Raw genomic sequence first — 22,674 nt, 5'->3', positions numbered from 1 at the left:
GGACATCATGCAGGCGAAGGAGACCCTGTTCGCCGATCTCGTGCAGGGCAGGGCCCAGCAGTTCCAGGTGCCGCTCTATCAGCGGACGTACTCCTGGACCGAGCGGCAACTCGGACAGCTGTGGGCCGACATCCTGGAGCAGGCCGAGCTGCTGGAGTCCGGGGACGGAGCTAGCACCCACTTCCTGGGCTCCGTCGTCCTGGCGCCTTCCCCGCAGAACGAGGCGACGTTCCCTCGATGGCTCGTCGTCGACGGTCAGCAGCGGCTGACGACGCTGTCACTCGCTCTGGCCGCGATCCGCGACCACATCGCGGACGCCCAGCCGGACGAGGCCGAGCGCATCGACGAGGAATACCTGATCAACAAGCGCAAGAACGGCACCGACCATTTCCGGCTGCTGCCGACGCAGGCCGACCGGCCACAGTTCGCCGCGCACGTCCGTGGTCCGCTCGGAACACAGGCAGGCGGCGGAAACGTCGGCACGGCCTACGGCTTCTTCCGCCGCAAACTCCTCGAAGCGGAAGATCCGGCCGCCCCGCAGGACGTGTTCCGCATCGAGCAGGCCATCACGTCCAGGCTCACTCTGGTCGCGGTGACCGCCGAACGCGGCGACAACGTCCACCGCATCTTCGAGTCCCTCAACAACACCGGTCTCAAGCTCAGCCAAGCCGACCTGCTGCGCAACTACCTCTTCATGCGGATGCCCACCCGTGGCGAGCACGTCTACGAGACCTACTGGCTGCCGCTGCAGAACAGCCTGAGCAACGACGAACTCGAACAGCTCATGTGGCTCCAGTTGGTGCTGGGCGGGGACGACCGTGTGCGCCGTCAAGACCTGTACGCGTCTCAGCAACAGCACTTCGAGCGCCGCGAGATCACCGAAGCGGAGATCGAGGCGTACATCAGGGACTTGCACCACCGCGGCGCGCTGTTCCGTCGCCTGCTCCACCCCGAGGAGGAGCAGGACCCCGCCGTCCGTGCCCACTTGCGCCGTTTGGACACCTGGCAGGCCCAGGTCACCTACCCCGCTCTGATGCTGCTGCTGGACCGACGTGAGCGCGGAGAGATCGGCTCCTCGGACACCGCCCGAGCGATGTCGTACATCGAGAGCTTCCTGGTGCGCCGGATGATCTGCCGGGTGCCGACGAACAACCTCAATCGCGTTTTTCAGGCCGTGCCCGGACAGCTGCCGCTGGATGTACCCGTGGCCGACGGACTGCATCAGTTGCTCTCCGCGGACAATCGCTTCTGGCCGGACGACGACGAGTTGCGCGGGAAGATCCGGAGCGCGCCCTTCTACCAGTACGGGCGGTGGCACCAGCGCAAGATGGTGCTCCAGCGGCTGGAGGAAAGCCATGGGCACCCCGAACCGGTGGACTTCGCCTCCGCGCAGCTCACGATCGAACACGTGCTGCCCCAGTCCGCGGGGGACGAGTGGATGCGGATGCTGAGCGAGGACGCGGCCGCTACGGAAACCGCCGAGGAGTTGCACGCGCGGCTCCGGCATACGCTCGGCAACCTGACCCTCACGGCGGTCAACTCGGAACTGTCCAACCACCCGTTCGAGCGCAAGCAGGACCTGCTCAAGGGCAGCCACCTGGAGATGAACCGACGCATCGCCGCCACCGACCGGTGGGGCGCGCAGGAGATTCTGGCCCGCGCCGACGATCTCGCGGAGCGGGCGATCTCACTGTGGCCGGCCCCACTGCGCGGAATCGGCCGGGCAGAGCGCAGCCGCGACTGGCAGCTGGCCCATCAGGTACTCGCGGCGCTGCCTCACGGCACCTGGACGTCCTACGGTGACCTCGCCGCATTCCTCGGTTCGGGCGCGCAGGCCGTGGGGAACCATTTGGCCGCCACCCCGGGCGTGGCCAACGCCCATCGCGTGCTCACCTCCGACGGCAAGGTCTCCGACGGGTTCCGCTGGACGTCCCCGGGCGAGGGCGGCGACGTCCGCGCCCGGTTGACCGCGGACGGCCTCCGCTTCACGGTCAACGGCGCCGCCGATCCGGCCCAACGCATCACTGCCGACGATCTCGCCCTCCTGCTCACCGGCGTCGACGACACCCAGGCGGACGGCGACACGGCACAGCGCACGGTGCAAGGCCAGAGCGAGGAGACGCGCGCCGACCGGTTCTTCCGTCAGCTCGCGGCAGACGACTCCCCTGCAACGGTCGACGCGGTCCGTGCCCTCCTCACCCGTTGGGAGGAGCTCGGCGGATGGGTCGGCCACGGAGCCGGGCAGGCCATCACCAGCGCGTTCCTCATGCTCGGAGAGGCCGGGGCACCGGGCCGCGGCATCTGGCCGCTGACGCTCTACCCGGGCGGCGGACGCGGTGGCACGGCCGAGGTGGTGTTCCAGCACCTCGCCGCGCGTGAGCCGTTCACCGACCGCGGGCTGCGCGCCGAACTGCTGCGGCGGCTCAACGAGCTGAAGGGTGTCGACATCCCCGAGGGAAAGCTGGAACTGCGTCCCAACTTCCGTCTCTCCCTTCTGGAAGAGAACCACAACCGCCAGTTGCTGGCCGAGACACTCGCGTGGTTCCGTGGCTGCTGGGACGCCCGAAATGTGATCTGATGCGGCGCCGCGGGCCTCGACGAACTGACGATGCCTCCTGGTCCGTCACGATGAAGTCCCAGCGGCTCGTGATGCTGATGCGCTCGGCGTCTGCGGTTACCGAGCCGTCACCGGCGACACGTACCCGCTCCATGACGTCGACAGCCCTTTTGGGCGCGACGTCCTGTCCGGACATCACCCCGGCATGTTCCTTCAAGGCGGCCACGAGCTCATTCGGCGCAACAGGGACAGTCATGGGTTGATACCTTTCCTCCATTTCCGATTCTTCGATTCCCAGCCGAGAGATCATCACGGGTGGCCCCTCCCCCGAACCAGGTCGTCGGCGCACGGTCTGCTGACAGACTGGACTCATGCCGAAAAAGCGAACGTCCGACAAGAGTTTCGCCGAGGTGATGGCCTCCTTGGAGCCCGGGGAGGGGTCTGAACCGGCCACCGGTCAGTTCTCCCCCGCGAGCGCGGGCGAACTCGTCGACCAGCAGGGCTGTCTGTGGCGGAAGAGCAGGGGCCCGCTGGACGCTCGGCTGATCAGGCGACTGGTGAGCAGCGCGGACGAGATGATCGTCGGGGAGGGCGCCGGAGAGGTGCTGCGGCCCGTGCCGGCCGACGGACGCGAGGAGGCATGGACCCTGATCAAGGACGAGCTGAACGCATCCGGGTCGGGGAGGTACCAGGCGTTCGACTTTCGCTCCGAGGACGGCCGTGTCCTGCTGTACGTCGAGGAATTCTGCTGAGGCCATAGGGACGGCATGAGTCGGGGCGGTCGGCAGGTGCTGACCGCCCCGAGCTTCATGTCACTCCTTTCGCTTCATGGCCGAGGGGTTCACCAGCGGTAGCGATTCGTGCGGAAGATCCGTCCGAATCGGTTGATGAAGTCGACATGCACGTGGTTGCCGGAGCCGCAGGGGCCCCGGTATCGGCAGCGGCCTCCGGTTCGCGCTACCTGCTTGGCGTGGCGGATCGCAGCACCCTTGCTGCTGAATCGGGTGGGATGCCACCAGTTCAGTACGTTGCGCTTCTTGGGGATGTACCGGGCGCAGTTGTGGACGAGCGCGGACTGTCCGTCAGCCACCACGTAATAGGTGTGGGTGCCGGCGACGGTCAGGTTGAAGACGGTGCGGACCGCCTGCGTGCGGCTGGTGGCCGTGACCTTCGGTGCGGTCCCGCTGGGGTTCGACAGGCGTGAGCCCGGGTTCAGCTGGACCGCGTCGACCCATCCGCAGCCCTGGACGAAGAACGGGTGGTTGGCGGTCGCGGTGATCTTCTTCGACGTGCCGTCGCCGTCCGCGTCCACGGACAAGGTGACGAGGTCCTTGGTGCCGTGACCGGTGATCACGTCTGCGACCGGGGAGATCGAGGTCTCACCGGTGATCTCGTCCACCGCCTGGACCAGGTCTCCGACCTCGACCTGGCTGATCGGCTTGGTGCTGCCGTCGGCCATGACGACCGGCGTCTCGGGCAGGAAGGAGTTCCGGCGGCAACTGCGGGCGATGGTGCGGGCCGCTCGCAGGGCACGGTAGCCGCGGTAGGCGCGGTAGCCCCACGCGGCGGTACCGAGGCCGGGGATGAAGCCCGCCGCGGTGAGCGCGATGTCCCACTTGTTGTGCCAGGCCCAGCGTTTGGCCCTCTTGAAGATCTTCTTCCAGCCCCATTTGCCGTCGAGGTCGAAGCAGTTGACTGGGTCGGCCGAGCAGTACTCGTAGGCGTTGGCGTTGCCCCCGTGCTGGGGGTCGACCGACAGGAAGCGGCCGGTGGCGGGGTTGTACTGGCGTACGCCCATGAGGGTGTAGCCGGCCACTGTCTCGCTGGAGCGCTGCTTTCCGCCCAGCCAGCCGTAGCGCACGGCCTGCTGACGGTCGCGCGGGTTGCCGTACTCGTCGGTGTCCAGGACGACCGGCGCCTCGCCCGCGTTGAGCGGGAGCTGGAGCGCCACGTCGCCGTGGATGTCGGTGAACTGGAGCACGGTGTCACCGGTGGCGCTGGTGACCGCGCCGAGGTTCCCGGACAGGGAGCCCACGTTGCGGGTCAGGGCACCGGTGGCGGTGTTCTCGACGATCCACCGCGGATTGTCGTTGTCGCCGTCGTAGTGGTTGAGCTTGTTCTCGGTGGGCGACCATGTGCCGCCGCTGTTGGTCTCCACCGTCCACGCGCGGAAGCGCAGTGCCGCGTCGAAGGTCCAGGTCTGCCGCTTGGTGCCGCTGGTCTGCTGGTAGGCGAGATCGTTGGTGTAGTAGCCGACGCTCACGCCGCCCGCCAGGGCGCTGGTGCGGCCGAAGGCGTCGTACACGTAACCCGAGTCGGTGATGCGGTCGGCACTGTCGAACGTCGAGGTCTTGCTGGTTCCTCCGGAGGTGGGGCAGTCCAGACCGGGGGCCGCGGCGGACGTGGTCAGAGACGTGCGGTTGGCATGCTTGTCGAAGCCGTAGGTGCGCCGGGTGCAGACCGTCTCCACCGTGTCGTCGACCTGGGTGAGGCGGCCGGCGGCGTCGTACCGGCAGCTCTGGTCCGACCAGCCGGCGTGGCTGGTCGTCTGGCCCTGCACGGACTCGGTGACCGCGTCGGACATCACCACGGTGCCGTCGCCGTCACGGGTGTACGTGCGGTCGACCGGATATCACGGTGGCGACGGTCGTCCTTGGGGCGACCGAAGATCGCAACTTCGGCACCGACCGCGAGAAGTCCGACCCGGCCCACGTGGCAGTTGCCCCCGGGACGACCGGGAACCGCAACGGCTTCGGCGGCCTATCCAAGGGCGCCACGCCGATGTGGCGGCCGTCCTTGCGACCGGCGGTCGCAAACATCGGCGACGCCTTATAGCACCGGATCCCCGGTTAGCGAAACCGGGGATCACTGGATTATCGCGGCGTTGGGCGTGTCTGCCTTCCGTGGTGTCTCGTCGGGAGGGGCCGCGCTGTGATCTCGGCGTAGAAGACACGGAGATCACGTGTCTCGGCTGTGGGCCGGGGCGAGGTTCATCCGTGCGGGTGAAGCGTTTGGAATCTCAACCTCTACGAGTTGCCAGGCACGACCGCCCGTATTCCGGGGCCGTCCCGCGATTGGTCTTGGGGGCGTGCTGGTCCGGGGATTCGACGAGCTGGTGGTTCAGTTAGCGCAGGTCGGCTCGTTACTCGTACCGGTACTTCAGCGAGTCCGCTTCCGCCTGCTCGATGTCAGCGATCGTCAGCTCCGGCATCCGCAGCTGGGCCAGCGTCACCTCAGCAGAGGTCGGCTGGGCGTCCGCCGACAGCCACTGCTCCGGCTTCCAGGCTCCGCTGCGCAGGAGCGACTTGGGGCAGTGCGGGTAGACCTCCTCGATCCCCAGCACCAGCGCACTGGCCGGCGGCTTGCCCACGGCGGTCAGCTGCGACAGCAGCTCCGGGCGGGTGGAGACGCAGGCCCGGCCGTTCACCCTGAGCGTCGTTATCCGCCCTGGGATGACGAACAGCAGCCCGGCCCGTCCGGTGGCGATGACGTTCTGCAGGGTATCCAGACGCTTGTTGCCGGTCGCGTCCGGTATCGCCACCGTCCGCGCGTCCAGGACGGAGACGAACCCGGCGGGGCCGCCGCGCGGGGAAACGTCACAGTTACCCTCGGCGTCCGCGCTCGCGACCAGGACCAGCGAAGAGCAGCCGATCAACCGCCGGGCCTGCTCGGTGAGTTCGGTCATCTGCTTGCGTACGGCCGTGTCCTTGGGCAGCTCGTAGACCCGGCGCAACGCGTCCTGATCGGGCACGGCGTCGAGGCGGAGCGAGTCGAAGGCACTGCTAGCAAGGGATGTCGTCATGCCACCGACCCTAATGGGCCGACCTGCGACTGATCTTGGTCGGTGAGTGCGGGGGTTTAGCGACCACTTGAGGACTCTCCTGAGGCAGGAAGTGGCCGACGCCCGGCACGATCCGTACGGTGAGGTCGTCTGCGTGGCTCTCGCCTCCGGCCAGCATGGATAGCGGGATCACGTTGTCCCGCTCGCCGCCCAGCAGCAGGGTCGGGACGGTCAGCCGCTGCCCGCGCCATGTGCCGCGCAGCAGCGCGGGGATCTCTCGGACCACGTACTGCCAGAACATGGCCTGCCCGGCATGCGCGCCGGCCTGGGCCGCGGCGCTGAACTCCGCAAGCTCGCCGGCTTGCCAGACCGACGGGTCGGCGACCTGGTGCCGCAGCAGGAAGCGACTGAACGCAGGCCAGTGGCGCAGCACGGCCCTGCCGATGACTGGGTACTCGACGAAGGCGGTGTACCACTACACCGCCGACTTCGCCGAGCCCGAGCCCTGGTGGATCGCCGGCACCGACGGCAAGCCGCCGCGGGAGTCGAGCTGCTACGAGCGGGCCCGGGTCGCAAGCCTCGCCGTACGCAACGCGATCCGCGCCGCCCGCACTGCGACCGCCGGACGGGACGACGCTCCGGCCGCGACGACGTCAGCCGCCGCGCACCCCGACGACCAGCACCACGACCAGGCATCCGACCGGCAGCACGCCGTCGACCACCCGGGCCGGGACGCCGCCCTGACCCCGGCGCAGCGGGCCGCCGCCGTCCAGGCCCACCAGCAGGCCGCGATGCCCGAGGAGTACCTGGAGGGCCGCACGACCGACCCGGCGACGTGGCTGCGCACACCAAAGAACCTGGACCGGCTCGCGGCCCTCACCCGCGCCGCCGACACCCGCCGCCGCGCCATGGAGGACCGAAAGGCCCCGGCCGCCGACCCGGCCAGTCCGGTCGACCAGCACCGCCAGGAGCACGAGCAGCAGCGCCAGCAGCCCGATCCTGGCCAAGGCCAGGGCCAGGGCCTCCGGCCGTGAAGCCCCCTGCGGCCCGCACAGGGGGACGGACGACGAAGTCACCGTGCCAGGCGCCGGAACGCGACCGGCCGCCCACCCCCGAAGTCACCCGGGAGCGGGCGAGGGTGCCAGGGACCGACCCTCAAGCACGGAGGCCCTCGACCCCGCCGCACCTTTCGCCGGAGCAGCGCGAGCGCCTGCAGCAGCTCGCCGACGCGGCCCGGCTGCGTATGGCGCTATCCCCGTCGCTGGTGCCGCCACCCGCCCGGCGCCGCTCCCGGACACGGCAGTACCCCGGCGGCTGGCCGAACCCGTGGCGCACCGCGCGGGGCCGTCGCCGGGGATGAGTGGACATCGTGAACTCCGCCGCGCGCCCGTGCACGGAGGGGAGCGGAGACCACGGTGGTGCGGATCGGGCGGTCCACTCGGTGCGCTTCACCCGGTGGGGGAGTGCGGAACATCCCGGCATCCGGTGCGCTCGGTGCGGTGCATCGGGCGCACCGGTGCGCCCGCCGACGATGCCATGCACTCCCACCCAACGCACGCTCCACCGGCGCGCTTCGGAGTGGCCGCCACTCCCGCCCGATCCACGGCGATGTGCGTACAGAGGGTGACGGTGCATCGGACGCAGTGCACTCGATGCGGACCCCTTGACCAGGTGTGCCGCCGGATTCCACCAAGTCCACCGAGTGGAAAGCAACCCCATCGACCGCGTCAAGGTCGACGAGCCGTACTACTCCCAAAACACAAGCAGCACGGCATGAACGTCCAGGTCATCGCAGGCCGGACGGCCCCGCTCTGGTTCTCCCGCGCGACACCGGGGCGCACCCACGATCGGACCGCCGCGCGAGCCCACGGCATCGTCCAGGCGTGCCTGACCCGGGAGATCCTCGTGCTCGCGGACCGGGCCTATCAGGGCGCCGGCGCCACCGTCCGCACCCCTACTACCACCACCGCGAACAACCTGAGCACTACCAGCAGTTCAGCCGTGATCACGCCCGACTGCGGGCTCCCGGAGAACGCACCTTCGCACAGCTGAAGACCTGTCGACTCCTCCGACGCGCCAGATGCTCCACCCGCCGCATTGGCACCATCGTCCAAGCCGTCCACACCCTGATGACCTGCACGTATTCAGGATGAAAGAGGTTCACTGAGCTTCTTCGAGTTGGCCACCGATCGGGTGACGGGCCGTGCAGCGCAACGAGCGAGGCCCCCGGGCTGTTGATCGAGATGTCTGACGTCTCAATCACGCTGCTCGGGGGCCTCGTTGGTCATCCATCCTGCCGCACTCGACCTGCCGCATGCACTCGTGGAGTGGGTCACCATGCTGCTCATCACCCGTGAGGGCGACCGGCGCTGCAAGCTCCGTCCGTCCCAGCGCGCGATGGTGGCACTGGTGTACCTGCGCGAACACACCACCCTCGCGAAGATCGCCGCGGGGTTCGGGATCAGCGAGTCCACCGCCCACGCCTACACCAGCACGGTCGTCGACCTGCTGGCCGAACGTGCACCGGGTCTGCTGAAGACGCTGCGCGAGCACGACCCCGACTTCGTCCTGCTCGACGGCACCCTCGCCGAGTGCGACCGGGTCGGCGACGGCCGGGCCGACTACTCCCACAAACACCGGCGCCACGGCGTGAACGTGCAGGTCGTCACCGACCCCGGCGGCCAGCTGCTGTGGCTCTCGCCCGCCCTGCCGGGCCGCACCCATGACCTGACTGCAGCCCGCACCCACCGGATCATCCGGATCTGCGAGCGCCAAGGCGTTCCCATCCTGGCCGATCTTGCCTACCAGGGCGCCGGCACGTGGCTGACCACCGGCATCAAACGCAGGCCTCTGCAGGAACTCACCCCCACCGAGAGGACTCTCAATCAGGCACTGGCCGCAGCGCGAGTACCCGTCGAACGCGGCGTCGCGAGGCTGAAGTCCTGGCGGATCTTCCGCAGGTCCCGATGCAGCCCCAATCGCATGACGTCAATCGCCAAGGCCATCCTCACGCTGGAGCGGCAACGCTGAAGAAGCTCACTGGGCCTGGGCGAGACTGTTGGCCTTTGCGGCCTGCGCTTGGTTGGTGGCTTGGATGTCGTCCAGGGCGCCCTGGTTCTTGGCGATCGCGGCCTGTTGCAGTTTCACTTCGGTGTCGAACCAGGTCTTGACTACCGGGTACTGGTTACGGCATGAGAGGTCGGCTTTCGCGGTGGCGATCTCTGCAGGAGTGATCTTTTCGGGATCGGTGAATTTCGGGTCTTCCTGCGCGTCCGGGGGTGTGGCGTAGCTGTAGCCCTTGCCCTTCATACAGGCCGACCATTTGGCGAACACGCCTTTGACCGCGGGATCCGTCAGCGACGTCTTGTAGCCCTCGATGTCGATCTGCTCGACGAGCGGGGCGGTCTGGACCGCCGTAACGCTTCCGTCGGCCTCTTGTACGCACTGGCGCACTTGTGCGTCGTCCGCTCCGGATTCGTCGACCGCCCCGTCGAGCATCGCGTCGTTGTAGGACCGCATCAACGCCGGGTCGCGGTGATAGCCCCACTGCGTAACCTGCTCGGCGTCGGAAATCCCGTAGCGGCCGTCCGTGAAGCTCGCACCGTCGATGTTGGGCAGGTCCGGGGCAGGCGTCCAGTTATCGAAGCCCGCCTTGCTCATGCACGCGTCCATCAGGTCGTCGCGCACGTTCGTGATGGTCAGGCGCGCGGAGGGTGCCGGCATGTATGCCTCGACGGGTAACCGCCAGGTGGCCGGATTACTCGGGTCTCCCACTGCCGCCCTGGCTGGCGGCGGGGCGGCCACCTTCGATTCAGCAGCCCTCTCATGAGGATGAGATGAACCGTTGTCAGACGACATCGCGCCGACGACGGCGACAGTGCACACGGCGGCCGCAGCGGCCAGTGGCAGCGCGACCTTGAGGGACTTTCCCAGGGTTTTCACTGCAGTCTCCTTCTATCCGGCCTACGGCTGGATCCAGGCGAACGACGCGTTTTCGTTATAGACGGTCGTGAACTTGTCAATTTGCTGATAAGCGCCCATGGTCTGGTACGGCTTCTTGTAGCCGCTGCCGTAATAGATCCGTGCCATGTACTTGGAGTGTGTGTTCTCGCCGGACGCGGCGTTGTTCTTGATGTTCTGACTAGAGCCCGGCCAGGGCGAACTCGCCCCAAAGTAGCAGTACCTCAACGGGTGTGCGTGCCCGTCACCCGGGCGCAATGCGCCGAAGTCGTACACGCTGTACCCGATGTTGCGAAACGCTCCGCCCTGGGCTGAGTTGTACCAAAGATGGGCCTTGAACTTCGACGCCCCCCAGTTCTCCTGGCACGCCGCGTTATCGTAGAGGTTCAAGCCGGCAGCGTCCTACTGGTGGCGCGGATCCAACGTGACATGGAAGCAGAACTGCGCCAACGATTGCGGCCACGAGAACATCAAGTACGCCACGTCGCGCGCGGAACCGGGCCGGGGGTACCGATTGGAGTACGGCACCCCGAAGTGCGGCGCTGCCCCGGCTGGGGCGCTGATCGTGGAATCCGTGCCCGACAACATCGACACCTACAACGACGAATGCGGGCCAAGCGGCACCGATTCCGGGCACTTCCAGTTCACGTTCTACCCCAACTCGTCATCGACCGGACCCGGCCTGGGCCCGTACCAGGCCAAGGGAGACCTGCACCAGATCGGCGGCGGGCACGGCGGACACTTCTGGTACACCCACACCCGCGACAGAGCGCATCTCGGCGGGGACTCCGGGCTGATGACCGTCAAAGGCACCTGGACCCTCGACAAGAACATCGAGTGGGCCCGTGTGCTGGTGCATCTGCCGGATACCGGAGCCCACACCCGGCAGGCGGCGTATGTGATCGGCGGCTCCGACAGCACCTCCCCTCACCGGATCGTGGAGCAGCGCGCGAACCGCTGGGTCAGTCTCGGCGCCTTCCACTTCACCGGCACGCCCAGCGTCACCCTCACCAACGCCACTGACGACGGCACAGCAGACGAGGACGTCGCCTGGGATGCTGTCGCCTTCCAGCCCCTCCCCGGCAAGCCCAACAATGTGGTTGTCGCCATGGGCGACTCGTATGCTTCTGGCGAAGGCGCCTCGGATCCGGGAGGGGACGACTACTACCCGGAGTCGGACTATGTTGGAAGGGTCGACGGAGACAAGGTGCGGAACGACTGCCACCGCTCCAAGTACGCGTGGACACGGCGGGCGGTTCTCCCCGGAGAAGCCCTGTCCACCGGCGAGTTGGACGACTCATGGAGCGCGCGGATGGACTACCACCTCATCGCCTGCTCCGGCGCCCGCCACTACAACATCCTCAACACATCCCAGGCCGGCGAACTGCCACAGATCCAACAGGGCTACCTGGACCAGAACACCACCCTTGTCGCCCTGTCAATCGGCGGGAACGACATGGCGTTCGCCGACATCATCACCAAGTGCGTGCTGGCCGTGACGCAGAAATGCCAGGATGCGTCGATCGATGAGCGAAACCCCGACACCGGTGACGAGACCGGCACCAGTACTCCCGCGCTGAAGGACTGGGCCCCTGCCTGGGCGCATGACACGGTCCGGCCCCGGCTCGTGAAGACCCTGGTCGCACTTCACAAGCAAGCCCCGTACGCAAAGATCGTCCTGATGGGATATCCGAGGCTACTTGAGAACTCGGGCCAGTGCGTGCCCGGCATCGGCCTCGCAGAGGGTCCGTGGCTCAACAGCATGGCCGACACCGTGGCGCAGGAGATGAAGGGAGCCGTCGACGACGCCAACACGCAGAACCAGGTGAATGGCGTATTCGCCGACCCCCGTGAGGCGTTCGCGGGACAGGCGATCTGCGGTGACCCCGAAACGATACACGGCATCGTCCTCAGGGGGCGCTCCAGGGCGGACAAGACGGCACCGAAACCTTCGATGAAGTCGTTTCATCCGAAAGTCTCCGGAACACTCAACTACGCGAAGGCATTTGTGGGAGCTCTCGCACAGTAGCGACCCACCCACCTCGCCCGGGGGCGCCGGACACCTTTCCGGCGCCTCCGGGCTCCTCGGTATGAGTATGTTGACGGATACCACCCCGGCCGCAGGCAGGAGGAGGATCGTGGCCATGGGCTATTTCATACGTGCAGCGAAAGCAGCTGCCGCGGCTGCCGCAGCTACGCTGGCCGGATGGCGTCTCTTCGAATCCCTCTATGTGTGGGCTGATCACGCTGCCGACGCCGAAGTTGATTCCGGACAGTCGGAGTGGTTCGCAGGAACCAGCCAGTACCTTGTGGCCAACGCGGCAGGCTGGGCGTTCGTACCGGTAGCGGTGTGGGGACTTCTGAGGCTCGTACGGGTGCGAGGCAATCACCTTGCCGTCATTGTCTCGGCCTTCGTCTGGGTGGCCTTCACCGCTCCCCATCTCGTGGGTTCCCACCCCTCCCTGGGAGCGGTCGTCGCATGGGTGGCCGTGCAGACCGCTGTGACGGCCGCGGCATCCGTGGTGCAGTCGGCTGCCATGCCCGCGAGTACCCGGGCAAAGCGGTGAGCTGGAAAACGAGGACGAAACAGGCCATGGGGGGCGTGGCGCGTATTTCCGCCACCGCTGGTGTCGTCGTTCTCGGCAACGCCTACGACTACGTCAACAGGACTCGCCCGAGGACGGTGCGCCGATTCGCCGGAAGGCGTCAGGCACAGCAGGCCCGTGAGGCGGCCGAACAACGGCTTCGCAGCATCGTCCGCGCCTACGATGCCGTCCCCTCCCTCACCTTCCGCCTGCTCACCTTGGAGGACGTATGCACAGGGGGCGGCGGATGGACCTTCACCGCCGACAACGAGTACAAGGTGTCCTGCACCCTGTACGTCACTGCCTACTACAGTGCCCAAGGTGACGTGGGCGACGTACTCGACGAGATCCTCAACGCCGGCGACCAACCTGGATCGCCCATCCCCTTCAGGCACACCACCACCCCCCTGAAGGGCGCGCGGGAAGCGGGTCAGTTGGTCGCCGGCGGACAGACCCTGTCGTGGGACAGCCCGCATTGTGCGATCGAAGAGCCTCGCCCGTGCACGAGGCAGCAGAGCGACCCGCCTGTGTACCGATGCCTACGCGAACCCGAGGGCATGACCGTGGCCACTATCCGGCAGACAGACGACACGGTGCTCCAACTGGGCCTCAATCCAGTCCAATACTTCCGGATCAGCAGACACGGCCAAACACTCCAAAGCTGATAACCGGAGGTCGGGGTCGGGAATAGGCCGGTGGGGGGCTGGGCTATGAGCTTCCCCCGCCGGGATGCCGCCCTCGCCTGCCGTGCCGAGGACACGCGACGCCGTCTCGCGCAGGAGGCAGCCGAACGCGAGGCTCAGGCGTGGCACGAGGTCTCCGCCGACCAGGGCACCCGCTCCCTGCACGTCACCTGCGGCCTTCAGACCCACACGGCGACCGACCTGATGGCGTGGGTGTCCGAGCAGCTGCTCACGCACGAGGACTGGCGGCGCGACCTGCCGCTGCTCGCCGCACCGGACGTCCAGGCCCACGCCGTGGACGGGATGCGCAAGCGACTCGCCGAACTGCTGGACGACCCGACGCTGCTCGCCCGCTACCGGGCCGCGATGGACGGGCAGGCCGTCGGCCGGACGGTGCCGAGCCTGCCGTACAGCGACGGCCTCCTCGTCGACGGCGCTCTGCGGGTCCGGCTGACCACCGCCCGCGCCGTGCTGGAGGTCGGCGAGGACGCGGTGACGCTCTCCGCCGCCGGGAGCACGTTCGAGTTCGCACCCGAGGCGGAGGCGGTGCTGCGCCCGCTGGTCGACGGCCGCACCGTGGACCTGGCCTCGCTCGCCGAAACAGCCGGCCTCGCCCTGGAGGACGTCGCGGGGCTGGTGCAGGAGCTCGTTGCCGGGCAGGCCGCGACGGTGGGGAGCCTGCTGTGACAGCACAGCTCGCTCTGGGCACCTACCGGTGCCGGGCGATCCCGGAGGCGGCCGTCCGTGCGGCCGCCTCCGGCGCGCAGTGGATCGACACTGCCCCCAACTACGCCACCGGCCAGGCGCAGACCCTGCTGGCCCCAGTCCTGGCCGCCCACCCGACCTTGCAGGTTTCCACCAAGGCCGGGTACTTCACCGCGGCCACCGGTGCCGATGCCGTGAACGCCAGCGTTCTCACCGAGGACCTGGCCGTGGTCGGGCACAGCCTCGCCCCGCAGTACGTGCGCTGGCAGATGGGCCGCAACTGCGAGCAGTCGGGCGCGAGCGGCTGGACCTGGTCCTGCTGCACAACCCGGAGCGCGCCCACCCCGGCGACCGCCTGGCCCTGCACCGCGCGATGCGGGAGGCGTTCGTCGTCCTCGAGGAAGCCGTGGCAGCCGGGCGGGTGGCCGGGTACGGCATTGCCACGTGGGCGGGCCTGGAAGAGGAGGCGTTCACGGTGGGGGAGCTGCTCGCCCTGGCCGCCGAAGCCGCGGGCGGTCGGCACCACCTGGTCGCGGTCCAGATGCCGGTGAGCCTGGTGATGATGACGCCGATCGTCCAGGCCCTGTACGGCCGTGGCCCGCTCCCGGCCGCCGCCGGGGCGAGGCTGCGGGTGATGGCGTCGGCGCCGCTGCACGGCGGTGAACTGCCCGGCATGGTCGACCAAGAGCTCGCCGACCTCATCCGTCCGGGCCTGACCCCCGCACAGGCGTGCGTCCTCGCGGTCGCGTCATGCCCAGGAGTGACGGACGTCCTTCTGGCCGCGTCCGGTGCGCCACACTGGAGTCAGGCGGCCGACGCCGTCGCCCAACCCTCCCTGACCGCCGCCAAGTTGCGGGAGATCACTGGTGTACTCGCCTCCCCCTGACCCGGACACCGAACAGCGCATGCGCGCCCGCCACGCCCGCGCCGCGAAGGCCCTGGACGTCCAGACCGAGCCGGGCGGGGAGTTCTGCCGCCACAGGTTCGGCAGGATGGCCCGCTGCCGGGTCCACGGGTGCGCCATGTTGAGCGCCAGGAAGCCGCTGAACCGCTCCGGTGCCCGCAGGCACAGCCGGAAACCGACGTGGGCGCCCCAGTCGTGACCGACCAGGCCCACGCGGTCGAGGCCGAGTGCGTCCAGCAGTGCGAGCATGTCCTCGGACAGGCTGTCGATGTCGTAGCCGCGCCGGGTCTGCTCCGACCAGCCGAGACCCCGCAGATCCGGGCAGATCAGCCGTGGTCCGGCGGCCGACAGGGCGGCGACCCGGTGCCAGGCGAACCAGTGCTGCGGGAAGCCATGCAGCAGCAGGACCGCCGCCCCGGTCCCGTACTCGGCGACATGTAGCCGGATGCCGCGCACATCCACCCAGCGATGCTCCGCCCCTTCGGCGTTCGGGAGCGGCCTGCTCGTGGCGGCCGTGGCCGACGTTGTGCTCGATGTCATGGGAAACACCTCTCGCCTGCGGCGGGTCTCCTGCGGGCCCGCTTCGGCATGTCAGGAGGCGGGACCGGGCCGAAACGTTCCCCGCGACCCGGCTGGAGCGTCCCCGCCATCCGCGCCGGCGGCACCCGGCCCCAAGCCGACCCCGCCGTCGGCTCACCCGAGAGTCAGGGCCAGTTCGGCACGCGGTCCGCAGGGAGCAGGGGGCGCAGGGCGCCGAGGACGGCGCCGATGCAGATGTCGCGGAGCTCGGTGCGGGAGCAGGTCTGCTCGGTGAGCCAGTCGACGACGAGGATCTGGACGAAGACCAACCAGCTCTTCAGTACGGCCGAGACGGTTCGGCGCGCGCTCTCGTCCGCGAGGGGCAGCACGGCGAGCAGGCGGGCGCGGAGCGCGTCCAGCTCGCCGGTCATGATCGTCTGGAGGACCGGGTCGCCCGCGAGCACCCGGTTCGCGGCGAGGACGGTGTGGCGGTTGGCCACGAAGTAATCGAGGTGGATGTCCATCCCCTGGACGAGTTGCCCGACGAGCGAGTCGGCGGGGTCGAGCTTCGTCTCGGCGAGCAGCCGGTCGGCGGCCTGCTGGTAGACCGCGGCGAAGAGCGCGTGCTTGCTCGGGAAGTAACGGTAGAGCAGGGCCCGTGAGACGCCGGCCTGCCGGGCGACGTCGTCCATCAGCACGTCCTCGTAGGGGCGGGCTGCGAACATCCGCGCGCCGACGGCGAGGAGCTGGGCGCGGCGGTCGGCGGGGCTGAGGCGCTGGCGGGGAGGCACGGCCAAAGCTTACTTGACACGCGTCTACTTACTCGCCACGCTGTGGTCGAGCTTAGTAGACACACGTCAACTATGACGTCGGACCAAGACAGGGTGATGGACCAATGGCCAGGACTCTGCGCGTACTCGTACAGCTCATGGGCTGGGCGTGTGTAGCGATCGGGCTGTTCCATGTCGCCCTCGGCAACGCGGCCATCCCGGGCGCGGGCTCTGCCGGGGCGACCGTCGACAGCTGGGGGCGGTTCATGGGGGCGAGCTTCGTCGGCTACGGACTGGCCTGGCTCTGGGCCGCCCGGCAGCGGCCGATCCCGGCGACGGCGGTGCGCGCCCTCTCCGCCGCCTTCCTGCTCGGTGGGCTCGGCCGGCTGATCTCCCTGGCCGTCCTCGGCTGGCCGCAGTGGTTCCAGATCGCGCTCGCGGTGATCGAGGTCGGCCTTCCGCCCGTCCTGTTCTGGCTCGCCCCGTCCGAGGAGCGCGCGGCGCCGCGGACGGCGGAACGTGGCGCAGCACTGTACCGCTCCCCGGCCCGGGACCTGTGACGGATCGCGGGCTCCGACGGGATGGCGCCGGGCGGGACGATGGCGCTGGGAGCCCACGCCGACAGCAGCGGCGGTGGCGTCGACGCCGGCAGCGGACCGGATGCGGTGGAGGCGGGTGTCAACCTGTCGTCCAAGGCCGGAGCCTGTCTCAAAAAACTCGACACTCCATGATCACCGGAAGCCGCCTGCAGGCGTATCCACCGCCCGTACGAACCGCCCACCGCCGCCGACTTGGGGTATCGGGCCCATACTGGCGACTTCGGGCTGACCGCGAGAACGACGGAGCCCTGCACGGCGACCGGTACGGCGTAACGCGGGCGGTAACGGCTTCGCGTACCCGCTCGGGAGCCTCGCGGGTGCGGTAGGTGGCGTGGCGACAAGAGGGCTTTGGGCTTACCTCGGCACTAACCTCCTCTGTTGCCTTCTTGCGTGCTGAGGACGGTAGAGAGGTGGCTGTCATTGGATGAGAGGACGAGAAAACGTGGATGTGTATGAAGCCGTGGACAGTCGCCGGGCCGTGCGGGCGTTCAGTGATGAGCCTGTACCCAAAGACATACTCGACCGAGTGCTGGCCGCAGCGACGCGGGCACCGTCGAGTGGGAACCTCCAGCCGTGGCACGTGTATGTCGTGACCGGCGAGCCCTTGGCCGAACTGAAGAGGCACGCGACGGCCAGGGCACTGCGGGGAGACCCGGGTGACGAGCGGGAGTAGCGATGTACCCGGCCGAACTGACCTCGCCGTATCTGGACCGCTTTTCCGCCGCGGCTGCCCAGCGGTACACGGCGCTGGGGATCGAGCGCGACGACCCCGACAGACCCATGAAGATCGCTGCCCTGAACTCGCAGGCGTTCGGGGCGCCGGTCGTACTGTTCTGCTACCTCGACCGGACGATGGGGCCCGGACAGTGGGGGGACGCGGGGATGTACTTGCAGACGGTCATGCTGTTGCTAAGGGCGGAAGGGGTGCACAGCTGCCCCCAGGTGATGTGGACGATGTATCGCAAGTCCGTCAGCCAGACAGTCGGAGCCAGTGATGGGCTCGTGCTGTTCTGTGGCGTCTCGGTGGGATTCGAGAAGGAAGACGTGCCACGGCTGCGCACCGGGCGGGCGGACATGACAGAAACAGTGAGCTTCATCGGAGTGTGACCGCTAGGCCATCAAGATCCTCAGGACAGACACTGGCCCTGGCCTTGTGGCTCCTTGAGTTCCCCCGACATGCGGAAGGTTGCGCGACGGCGGCCGGGGCCGTCTGCTCGTCGTACTCGCGCAGCATCCGCATGACGGGGGCAGGCGAGGAATGCTGGCCCTTGTTGAGGTCGTACCCGTTCGTCATGATTCCGGTTCGAGGAGTTGACCACCGGCCGGCCGCGCGCCGAACTCGCCCCTCTGCTGCCGGCCCGCGCCTACCCCTACCCGTCCGACCAGGCCCGGTCAGCATCCCGCCCGCCCGGCGCCCGTTGCGAGTTCTACCGTTCCGGCCGCGACCTGTTGGACGAAGTGGACCTCTACCGGCTCTGCTGGTCCGGCAACAGGCTACTGACGAAGGACATCGTGCCCGCACGCCGCCCCTGACCGCCCCGAACAGAGTAAGGACCATGAAGTACGTCATACGCCGGATCACGGCGGAGGAGTGGCGCGAGCTGCGCGCCATACGCCTTGAGTACCTTCTGGACTCGCCTGACGCCTTCGGTGTCCGTCGCGCCGACGCTGTCGCGCTCTCCGAGCACGTGGCGGGAGCAGGCGGGCGTGCCGCGGCGCGTGCCGACGCCTGCGAGTTCAAGGCGGCGATCTTCATGGGCCTGTCGGGTCGTCGCGCTCGATTCCCAGCGCTTGGTACCGCTGGGCGGCCGCGGCGGAAAAGCGGACCAGATACGGTGAAGGTAGCTCGGCCCGATACATCGGTTACTCCCGCTCATCGCCCGGGTCTCCCGCAAGCGCCCTGGCAGTCGCACGCTTCTTCAGTTCGGCCAAGGGATCGCCGGCCACGACATAGACATGCCACGGCTGGAGATCTTGACGGAGCCCGCGTGGCAGCGGTCAGCACTCGTTCGAGAACCTCTGTGGGTACGGGCTCATCGCTGACGCCCGCACGGCCCGCCGACTGTCCACAGCTTCATACACGTTCACGTGACTCCCGTCCTCTCACTCAACGACAACCACCTCTCTACCCTCTTGAGCACGCGCTGGAGGGGTTCATCGGGGGGCAGAGGGACGACGCCTGCAGGGGCGGTGGGGCTGATCGTGCTCAGCTGGCGGCGGAGCCGCTGGAGTTCGTCGTCCTGGGCGGCCAGGACCGACAGGGCCAGTTGATGGCGTTCCCTGAGCTGGGCGAGTTCGGTGTGAGTGCGGGCGAGTTTGCTGGTGAGTCGCTGGTTGTGTGCTCGCAGGCGGACGATCCGAGCCTCGCGCGGGTCGGGCTGCTGGCCGGCGGCCCGGGCGGTGGACCGTCGTTGCTCGAACTCGTCCTTGAGATGTCCCCAGGTCCGGTAGAGAGCTGCGCGGGAGATACCGGCCTCGCGGGCCAGGGTCTTGACGTCGCAAGCCCCGCCGGGCGGAATCTGCCCGGCCAGCAGACGGTCGATGGCCGCGCGGATCCGCCGTTCGGTCTGCTCACGCTGTTCAGGAGTGAGGGCCACGTCATTCCGCCTTTCCGCTGGCCTTGTCGATTTCCTCCAGGACGTGCTGCGAACGCTCATGCTCAGCACGCAGACGAGTCCTCTCCCCCGCCGGAATGCGGGGGCTGCTCAGCAATGCAGTGCCGTTGTCGGCTGACGTTTGCCAGATGGGCCGGTGGACGAGATGGTGGGTGGCCTGCGGGCAGCGGACGCTGTCACACAGCCCCGTCAACGGCGCCCTCGCGGACTTGGCGCCGGCGAGCTTGAGACAGAGAGCCTTCGCCGGGTCCTCGAACCAGCAGTAGTTCGCGGCGGACAGATGCAGGACGGCGGCCTTCTTCTTCAGCAATAGCTCGACCTGCCGGTCGGTAACCACCTTCGCCGGTCCCGGATCATTCCCCTCCAACTCCTCCTCGACGGTGCGGAAGGTGGCCATGAGAGCGTCGGCTCCGGGGCCGGCGGGCAGCTGTCCTTGCTGGAACTGGCGGAATGCCTCGACTGTCCGGGCCAGCTTCTCCTTGGCCTCGGCCTGCTTCCATTCTTACGCACACCACCCGAACCTGCAGGTCAGGAGCCCTTTGCCGCAGGCTCAAGGATCGCAACACACTCCACATGGTGGGTCATCGGAAAGATGTCGCGAAACGAGGGACGTGACATAACAGCAGGTCACGGCCATTTTCGGTCTACGGGAGGAGCCTTCTGGCACTCGGAGCGTCAAACGAGCGTCACGGCTGGCCGAAGCGGCTTCCTCACTCAATCGCTTCGGTCATCTCCCGCCAGGACGTCAGCCACCAATTCCAGGCCTCCGTCAGCGCCTGACGGAGGCCGGCCAGGTGCGCGGCTCAGCGCATCGGTCCGGCCCTCCGCACCGGCATGAGTGACCGTCGCCGCGCTACTTCAGCAGTGTGCTGACCAATGCGACGGCCACTCCCAAGAGCGCGTCGACGCAGCCGATCCTGACGGCTCGTCCCCACGTGCGGCCTGCAGCCCGGCATGCGAGCAGGCCCCAGCACAGCAGCAGGACGGTGTTGATTGCGAAGGCGACGTATTCGATGCCCTGGGAACGCCACCAGCCGAGGCCCGCCCCCCACAGCAGCAGTGTGGTGGGGAGGGCCGCCAGCACCAGCGGCCATTTGGCGAGCACGGCACGCACCACACCCCGTACGCCGGTATGGCCCTGGGCATCGCGGTAGGCGATCTGGTGGGCATAACCATGAGCCAGGGCCGAGGCAAGGGCGGTGAACAGGACCCACAGGGCGTCGTCCATACGCGCCGCCCGGGTCACCTCGCCGGACTGCGTGAGCGCGGCGACGGCCGAACTCGACACCAGGAGCCCGTACACACCGCCGAACAGCGCAGTCGGCTGCGCCAGCCAGTCCCACACCGCACGTCTGTAAGGGATGGCCGACTCGGTGTGCATGCGGGGCCTTTCGCGGTCTTGGTCTTCCGTGGGTGTCGGTGCGTGGGGTTGCCCGGCCGGAATGGGGGCAGTGGACGGCCGGACAACCCTACGTGGGGTGGATCAGGTCATCGCGAGGGGGGTCAGGAGCTGGGTGGCAGCCAGCTGCGCGTACAGCCGGTCCTGGGCCACCAGTTCCTCGTGGGTGCCCACCGACCGGACCCGGCCGACCTCCATGACGACGATCCGGTCGGCGCCTGTCACCCTCGAGGAGCGATCGGCGGCACGGAGCGTCAAATCGGCGTCACGGCGGGCAGCGTTGACGCCGCATGCCGATCTACTGTGAGGCGCCACACCTAACCGCCGCGCGTGCAGGGGCGGGGAGACGCAGCTCTGTCACGGGAGTCGGCGGTCGAGCGGGGCGCAGCCCCGGGGCCGATCACCCGGCCGGTATGCCGTCACGGTGACCAGACTCGATCGGCCATGACCGGCCGAGCCGGTTCACGTCGGCGCCGCCGCCGGTCAGCCCGCAGCTCGAAGTCTCCGTAGCTGTTGTCGACGGGGGTTGACCGTGACTCCGGGGGCGACGATCTCGTCGATGGCGTCGAGCACGTCGGCCGGGAGCGTGACATCGGCAACCGGCAGGAATGCCTCCAGCTGCTCCATGGTGTGGGATTCGGGCGGATCGGCGGTGCGGGGTGCATCGCTCGTCCGTGGCCTCCAGGGTGCGGACGTCCAAGGACGGGCATGATGCGGCGAGCGCGGCGAGCACTCCGGCAGCAGCTCACGCCCGGCTGTCGCCGCGGTTGCGATCGTGAGCGTGCCGACGGGTCGGCCACGCCGTTGTTCCAGCGCGCTGCTGGGAGACAGCGGACGTGTGAGCCGCCCCCGGCTGTGGCGCGGGGCAAGCCTGGGCCTACCTCGTGCGCGCGCCCGCGGCCGCCCTGTGGCTGCCGCGGGCGATGCCTCGGACGGTTGCTCAGGAGTGGGAGCGGCGCGGTCCGCTGGTCTGCGGTCCCCGGGCAGCGGCCTGCGGGGGGCAATGAGCCGGGCCGAGGCGAACGACCTGCTCGTTGCGGCGGCCAAGGAGACCGCACCACGGGCCCGGTGGCCCGCCGCGAGCGAGGTCCGCGTCGGTGTCACGCCGGATCGATGACCTTCTTGCGCAGGTGCCCATAGACCACCGACGTCCGTACGTCGGCGAGTTCCGGGCGCTTCGCCAGCTTCTCCAGGACCACTGCGTGCAGATGGTCGGTGTCCCGGACGGCGACGTGCACGAGGAAGTCGTCGTTCCCGGTGAGGACGAAGATCGAGACGACCTCGGGCATCCCCTCCAGGAAGGTCTGGAAGGCCTCGATCACAGCACGTGTCGGGGGGCGGACCCGTACGGCGATCACCGCCTGCAGCCCGCGGCCGATCGCCGCGAGGTCTGCCTCCGCATGAAATCCCGTCAGGATGCCGCTGCTGCGCAGCGACCGGATTCGCTCCAGACATGTGGACGGGGCGATACCGAGTTCCTGGGCCATGTCCCGGTTGGTGCGCCGACCATCCTCCTGGAGCATCCGCACCAACGCCGAATCTAGTTCGTCCACGCTTGCCTCTTCCTGCCGGATTCCGAAGGTAATTCGGACTCCTC

Annotated in this window: 21 protein-coding genes and 7 pseudogenes; 13 read left to right on the top strand and 15 right to left on the bottom strand. The window is 68.4% G+C overall.

What is annotated here, in order from left to right; translation table 11 throughout:
- The first annotated feature begins 7 nt into the window (after positions 1-7).
- The gene (locus QA802_RS31765; protein ID WP_334529849.1) at positions 8-2,578 is read left to right on the top strand and encodes a GmrSD restriction endonuclease domain-containing protein; all 2,571 of its coding nucleotides are present in this window, start codon (positions 8-10) and stop codon (positions 2,576-2,578) included.
- A gap of 350 nt (positions 2,579-2,928) precedes the next feature.
- A complete protein-coding gene (locus QA802_RS31760; RefSeq protein ID WP_334529847.1) occupies positions 2,929-3,309 on the top strand; it encodes a hypothetical protein in 381 nt (126 codons plus the stop codon).
- A gap of 89 nt (positions 3,310-3,398) precedes the next feature.
- Here QA802_RS31760 and QA802_RS31755 read toward each other — a convergent pair whose 3' ends face one another.
- The 4 genes and pseudogenes from QA802_RS31755 to QA802_RS31740 all read right to left on the bottom strand — a co-directional run bounded on the left by QA802_RS31755 (position 3,399) and on the right by QA802_RS31740 (position 6,771).
- Positions 3,399-4,016, bottom strand: coding sequence for a polymorphic toxin-type HINT domain-containing protein (locus QA802_RS31755; RefSeq protein WP_334535000.1), 618 nt, complete (start codon positions 4,014-4,016; stop codon positions 3,399-3,401).
- Between the two features lie 30 nt (positions 4,017-4,046).
- A pseudogene (locus QA802_RS31750) lies at positions 4,047-5,177 on the bottom strand (RHS repeat-associated core domain-containing protein); the annotation flags it as partial.
- 522 nt (positions 5,178-5,699) lie between these two features.
- Positions 5,700-6,359 (bottom strand): MSMEG_1061 family FMN-dependent PPOX-type flavoprotein, encoded by a 660-nt coding sequence (locus QA802_RS31745; protein ID WP_334529844.1) that lies wholly within the window; start codon positions 6,357-6,359, stop codon positions 5,700-5,702.
- A 10-nt stretch (positions 6,360-6,369) separates the two neighbouring features.
- Positions 6,370-6,771, bottom strand: coding sequence for an alpha/beta fold hydrolase (locus QA802_RS31740; RefSeq protein WP_334529842.1), 402 nt, complete (start codon positions 6,769-6,771; stop codon positions 6,370-6,372).
- A 10-nt stretch (positions 6,772-6,781) separates the two neighbouring features.
- Here QA802_RS31740 and QA802_RS31735 point away from each other — a divergent pair, with 10 nt between their 5' ends.
- The 3 genes and pseudogenes from QA802_RS31735 (at position 6,782) to QA802_RS31725 (ending at position 9,368) form a co-directional block, all read left to right on the top strand.
- Positions 6,782-7,372: a hypothetical protein gene (locus tag QA802_RS31735; RefSeq protein WP_334529840.1), complete on the top strand. Its 591-nt coding sequence runs from the start codon at positions 6,782-6,784 to the stop codon at positions 7,370-7,372.
- A gap of 695 nt (positions 7,373-8,067) precedes the next feature.
- Positions 8,068-8,491 (top strand): annotated as a pseudogene (locus tag QA802_RS31730) (transposase family protein); the annotation flags it as partial.
- Positions 8,492-8,618: 127 nt separating this feature from the next.
- A complete protein-coding gene (locus QA802_RS31725; protein WP_334529838.1) occupies positions 8,619-9,368 on the top strand; it encodes a transposase family protein in 750 nt (249 codons plus the stop codon).
- A 6-nt stretch (positions 9,369-9,374) separates the two neighbouring features.
- Here QA802_RS31725 and QA802_RS31720 read toward each other — a convergent pair whose 3' ends face one another.
- Entirely contained in the window at positions 9,375-10,280 is a 906-nt protein-coding gene (locus QA802_RS31720; RefSeq protein ID WP_334529836.1) for a hypothetical protein, read from the bottom strand.
- Positions 10,281-10,301: 21 nt separating this feature from the next.
- A complete protein-coding gene (locus QA802_RS31715) occupies positions 10,302-10,688 on the bottom strand; it encodes a hypothetical protein (protein ID WP_334529833.1) in 387 nt (128 codons plus the stop codon).
- 34 nt (positions 10,689-10,722) lie between these two features.
- On the opposite strand from QA802_RS31715, the gene QA802_RS31710 reads away from it, so the two are divergent.
- The 5 genes and pseudogenes from QA802_RS31710 to QA802_RS31690 all read left to right on the top strand — a co-directional run.
- Complete coding sequence (locus tag QA802_RS31710; protein WP_334529830.1) at positions 10,723-12,327, top strand: SGNH/GDSL hydrolase family protein; 1,605 nt, start codon at positions 10,723-10,725, stop codon at positions 12,325-12,327.
- Positions 12,328-12,436: 109 nt separating this feature from the next.
- Positions 12,437-12,865 carry a hypothetical protein gene (locus QA802_RS31705; protein ID WP_334529827.1) on the top strand — a complete coding sequence of 143 codons (429 nt, stop codon included), beginning with the start codon at positions 12,437-12,439 and terminating at the stop codon, positions 12,863-12,865.
- A gap of 35 nt (positions 12,866-12,900) precedes the next feature.
- On the top strand, positions 12,901-13,548 hold the full coding sequence (locus tag QA802_RS31700; RefSeq protein ID WP_334529824.1) for a hypothetical protein: 648 nt from the start codon (positions 12,901-12,903) through the stop codon (positions 13,546-13,548).
- 45 nt (positions 13,549-13,593) lie between these two features.
- Positions 13,594-14,253, top strand: a complete 660-nt coding sequence (locus QA802_RS31695) for a winged helix domain-containing protein (RefSeq protein WP_334529821.1) — start codon at positions 13,594-13,596, stop codon at positions 14,251-14,253.
- Positions 14,254-14,281: 28 nt separating this feature from the next.
- Positions 14,282-14,893 (top strand): annotated as a pseudogene (locus QA802_RS31690) (aldo/keto reductase); the annotation flags it as partial.
- A gap of 126 nt (positions 14,894-15,019) precedes the next feature.
- On the opposite strand, the gene QA802_RS31685 reads toward QA802_RS31690, so the two are convergent.
- Positions 15,020-15,715: an alpha/beta fold hydrolase gene (locus tag QA802_RS31685; RefSeq protein ID WP_334529818.1), complete on the bottom strand. Its 696-nt coding sequence runs from the start codon at positions 15,713-15,715 to the stop codon at positions 15,020-15,022.
- Between the two features lie 164 nt (positions 15,716-15,879).
- The gene (locus tag QA802_RS31680) at positions 15,880-16,485 is read right to left on the bottom strand and encodes a TetR/AcrR family transcriptional regulator (RefSeq protein WP_334529815.1); all 606 of its coding nucleotides are present in this window, start codon (positions 16,483-16,485) and stop codon (positions 15,880-15,882) included.
- 104 nt (positions 16,486-16,589) lie between these two features.
- On the opposite strand from QA802_RS31680, the gene QA802_RS31675 reads away from it, so the two are divergent.
- The 3 genes and pseudogenes from QA802_RS31675 to QA802_RS31665 all read left to right on the top strand — a co-directional run.
- Positions 16,590-17,024, top strand: a complete 435-nt coding sequence (locus QA802_RS31675; RefSeq protein ID WP_334529812.1) for a DUF4345 domain-containing protein — start codon at positions 16,590-16,592, stop codon at positions 17,022-17,024.
- 481 nt (positions 17,025-17,505) lie between these two features.
- A pseudogene (locus QA802_RS31670) lies at positions 17,506-18,170 on the top strand (nitroreductase).
- 192 nt (positions 18,171-18,362) lie between these two features.
- A pseudogene (locus tag QA802_RS31665) lies at positions 18,363-18,596 on the top strand (histidine kinase); the annotation flags it as partial.
- 193 nt (positions 18,597-18,789) lie between these two features.
- On the opposite strand, the pseudogene QA802_RS31660 reads toward QA802_RS31665, so the two are convergent.
- The 7 genes and pseudogenes from QA802_RS31660 to QA802_RS31630 form a co-directional block, all read right to left on the bottom strand.
- A pseudogene (locus tag QA802_RS31660) lies at positions 18,790-19,151 on the bottom strand (nitroreductase family protein); the annotation flags it as partial.
- Entirely contained in the window at positions 19,148-19,660 is a 513-nt protein-coding gene (locus tag QA802_RS31655) for a hypothetical protein (RefSeq protein WP_334529809.1), read from the bottom strand. The gene QA802_RS31655 and the pseudogene QA802_RS31660, both read right to left, overlap by 4 nt.
- A 1-nt stretch (position 19,661) precedes the next feature.
- Entirely contained in the window at positions 19,662-20,075 is a 414-nt protein-coding gene (locus QA802_RS31650) for a hypothetical protein (RefSeq protein ID WP_334529807.1), read from the bottom strand.
- A gap of 456 nt (positions 20,076-20,531) precedes the next feature.
- Positions 20,532-21,023 carry a hypothetical protein gene (locus tag QA802_RS31645; protein WP_334529805.1) on the bottom strand — a complete coding sequence of 164 codons (492 nt, stop codon included), beginning with the start codon at positions 21,021-21,023 and terminating at the stop codon, positions 20,532-20,534.
- A gap of 138 nt (positions 21,024-21,161) precedes the next feature.
- Positions 21,162-21,329: pseudogene (locus QA802_RS31640) on the bottom strand (ABC transporter ATP-binding protein); the annotation flags it as partial.
- Positions 21,330-21,560: 231 nt separating this feature from the next.
- Positions 21,561-21,704, bottom strand: coding sequence for a hypothetical protein (locus QA802_RS31635; protein WP_334529802.1), 144 nt, complete (start codon positions 21,702-21,704; stop codon positions 21,561-21,563).
- Positions 21,705-22,177: 473 nt separating this feature from the next.
- Positions 22,178-22,630: an Lrp/AsnC family transcriptional regulator gene (locus tag QA802_RS31630; protein WP_334529799.1), complete on the bottom strand. Its 453-nt coding sequence runs from the start codon at positions 22,628-22,630 to the stop codon at positions 22,178-22,180.
- Positions 22,631-22,674 lie beyond the last annotated feature (44 nt).

It is taken from the genome of Streptomyces sp. B21-105, assembly GCF_036898465.1.
In the GTDB taxonomy this organism is placed as follows: Bacteria; Actinomycetota; Actinomycetes; order Streptomycetales; family Streptomycetaceae; genus Streptomyces.
The sequence above is the reverse complement of the archived record's forward strand: the minus strand, read 5'-3'. Positions and strand labels throughout refer to the sequence as shown.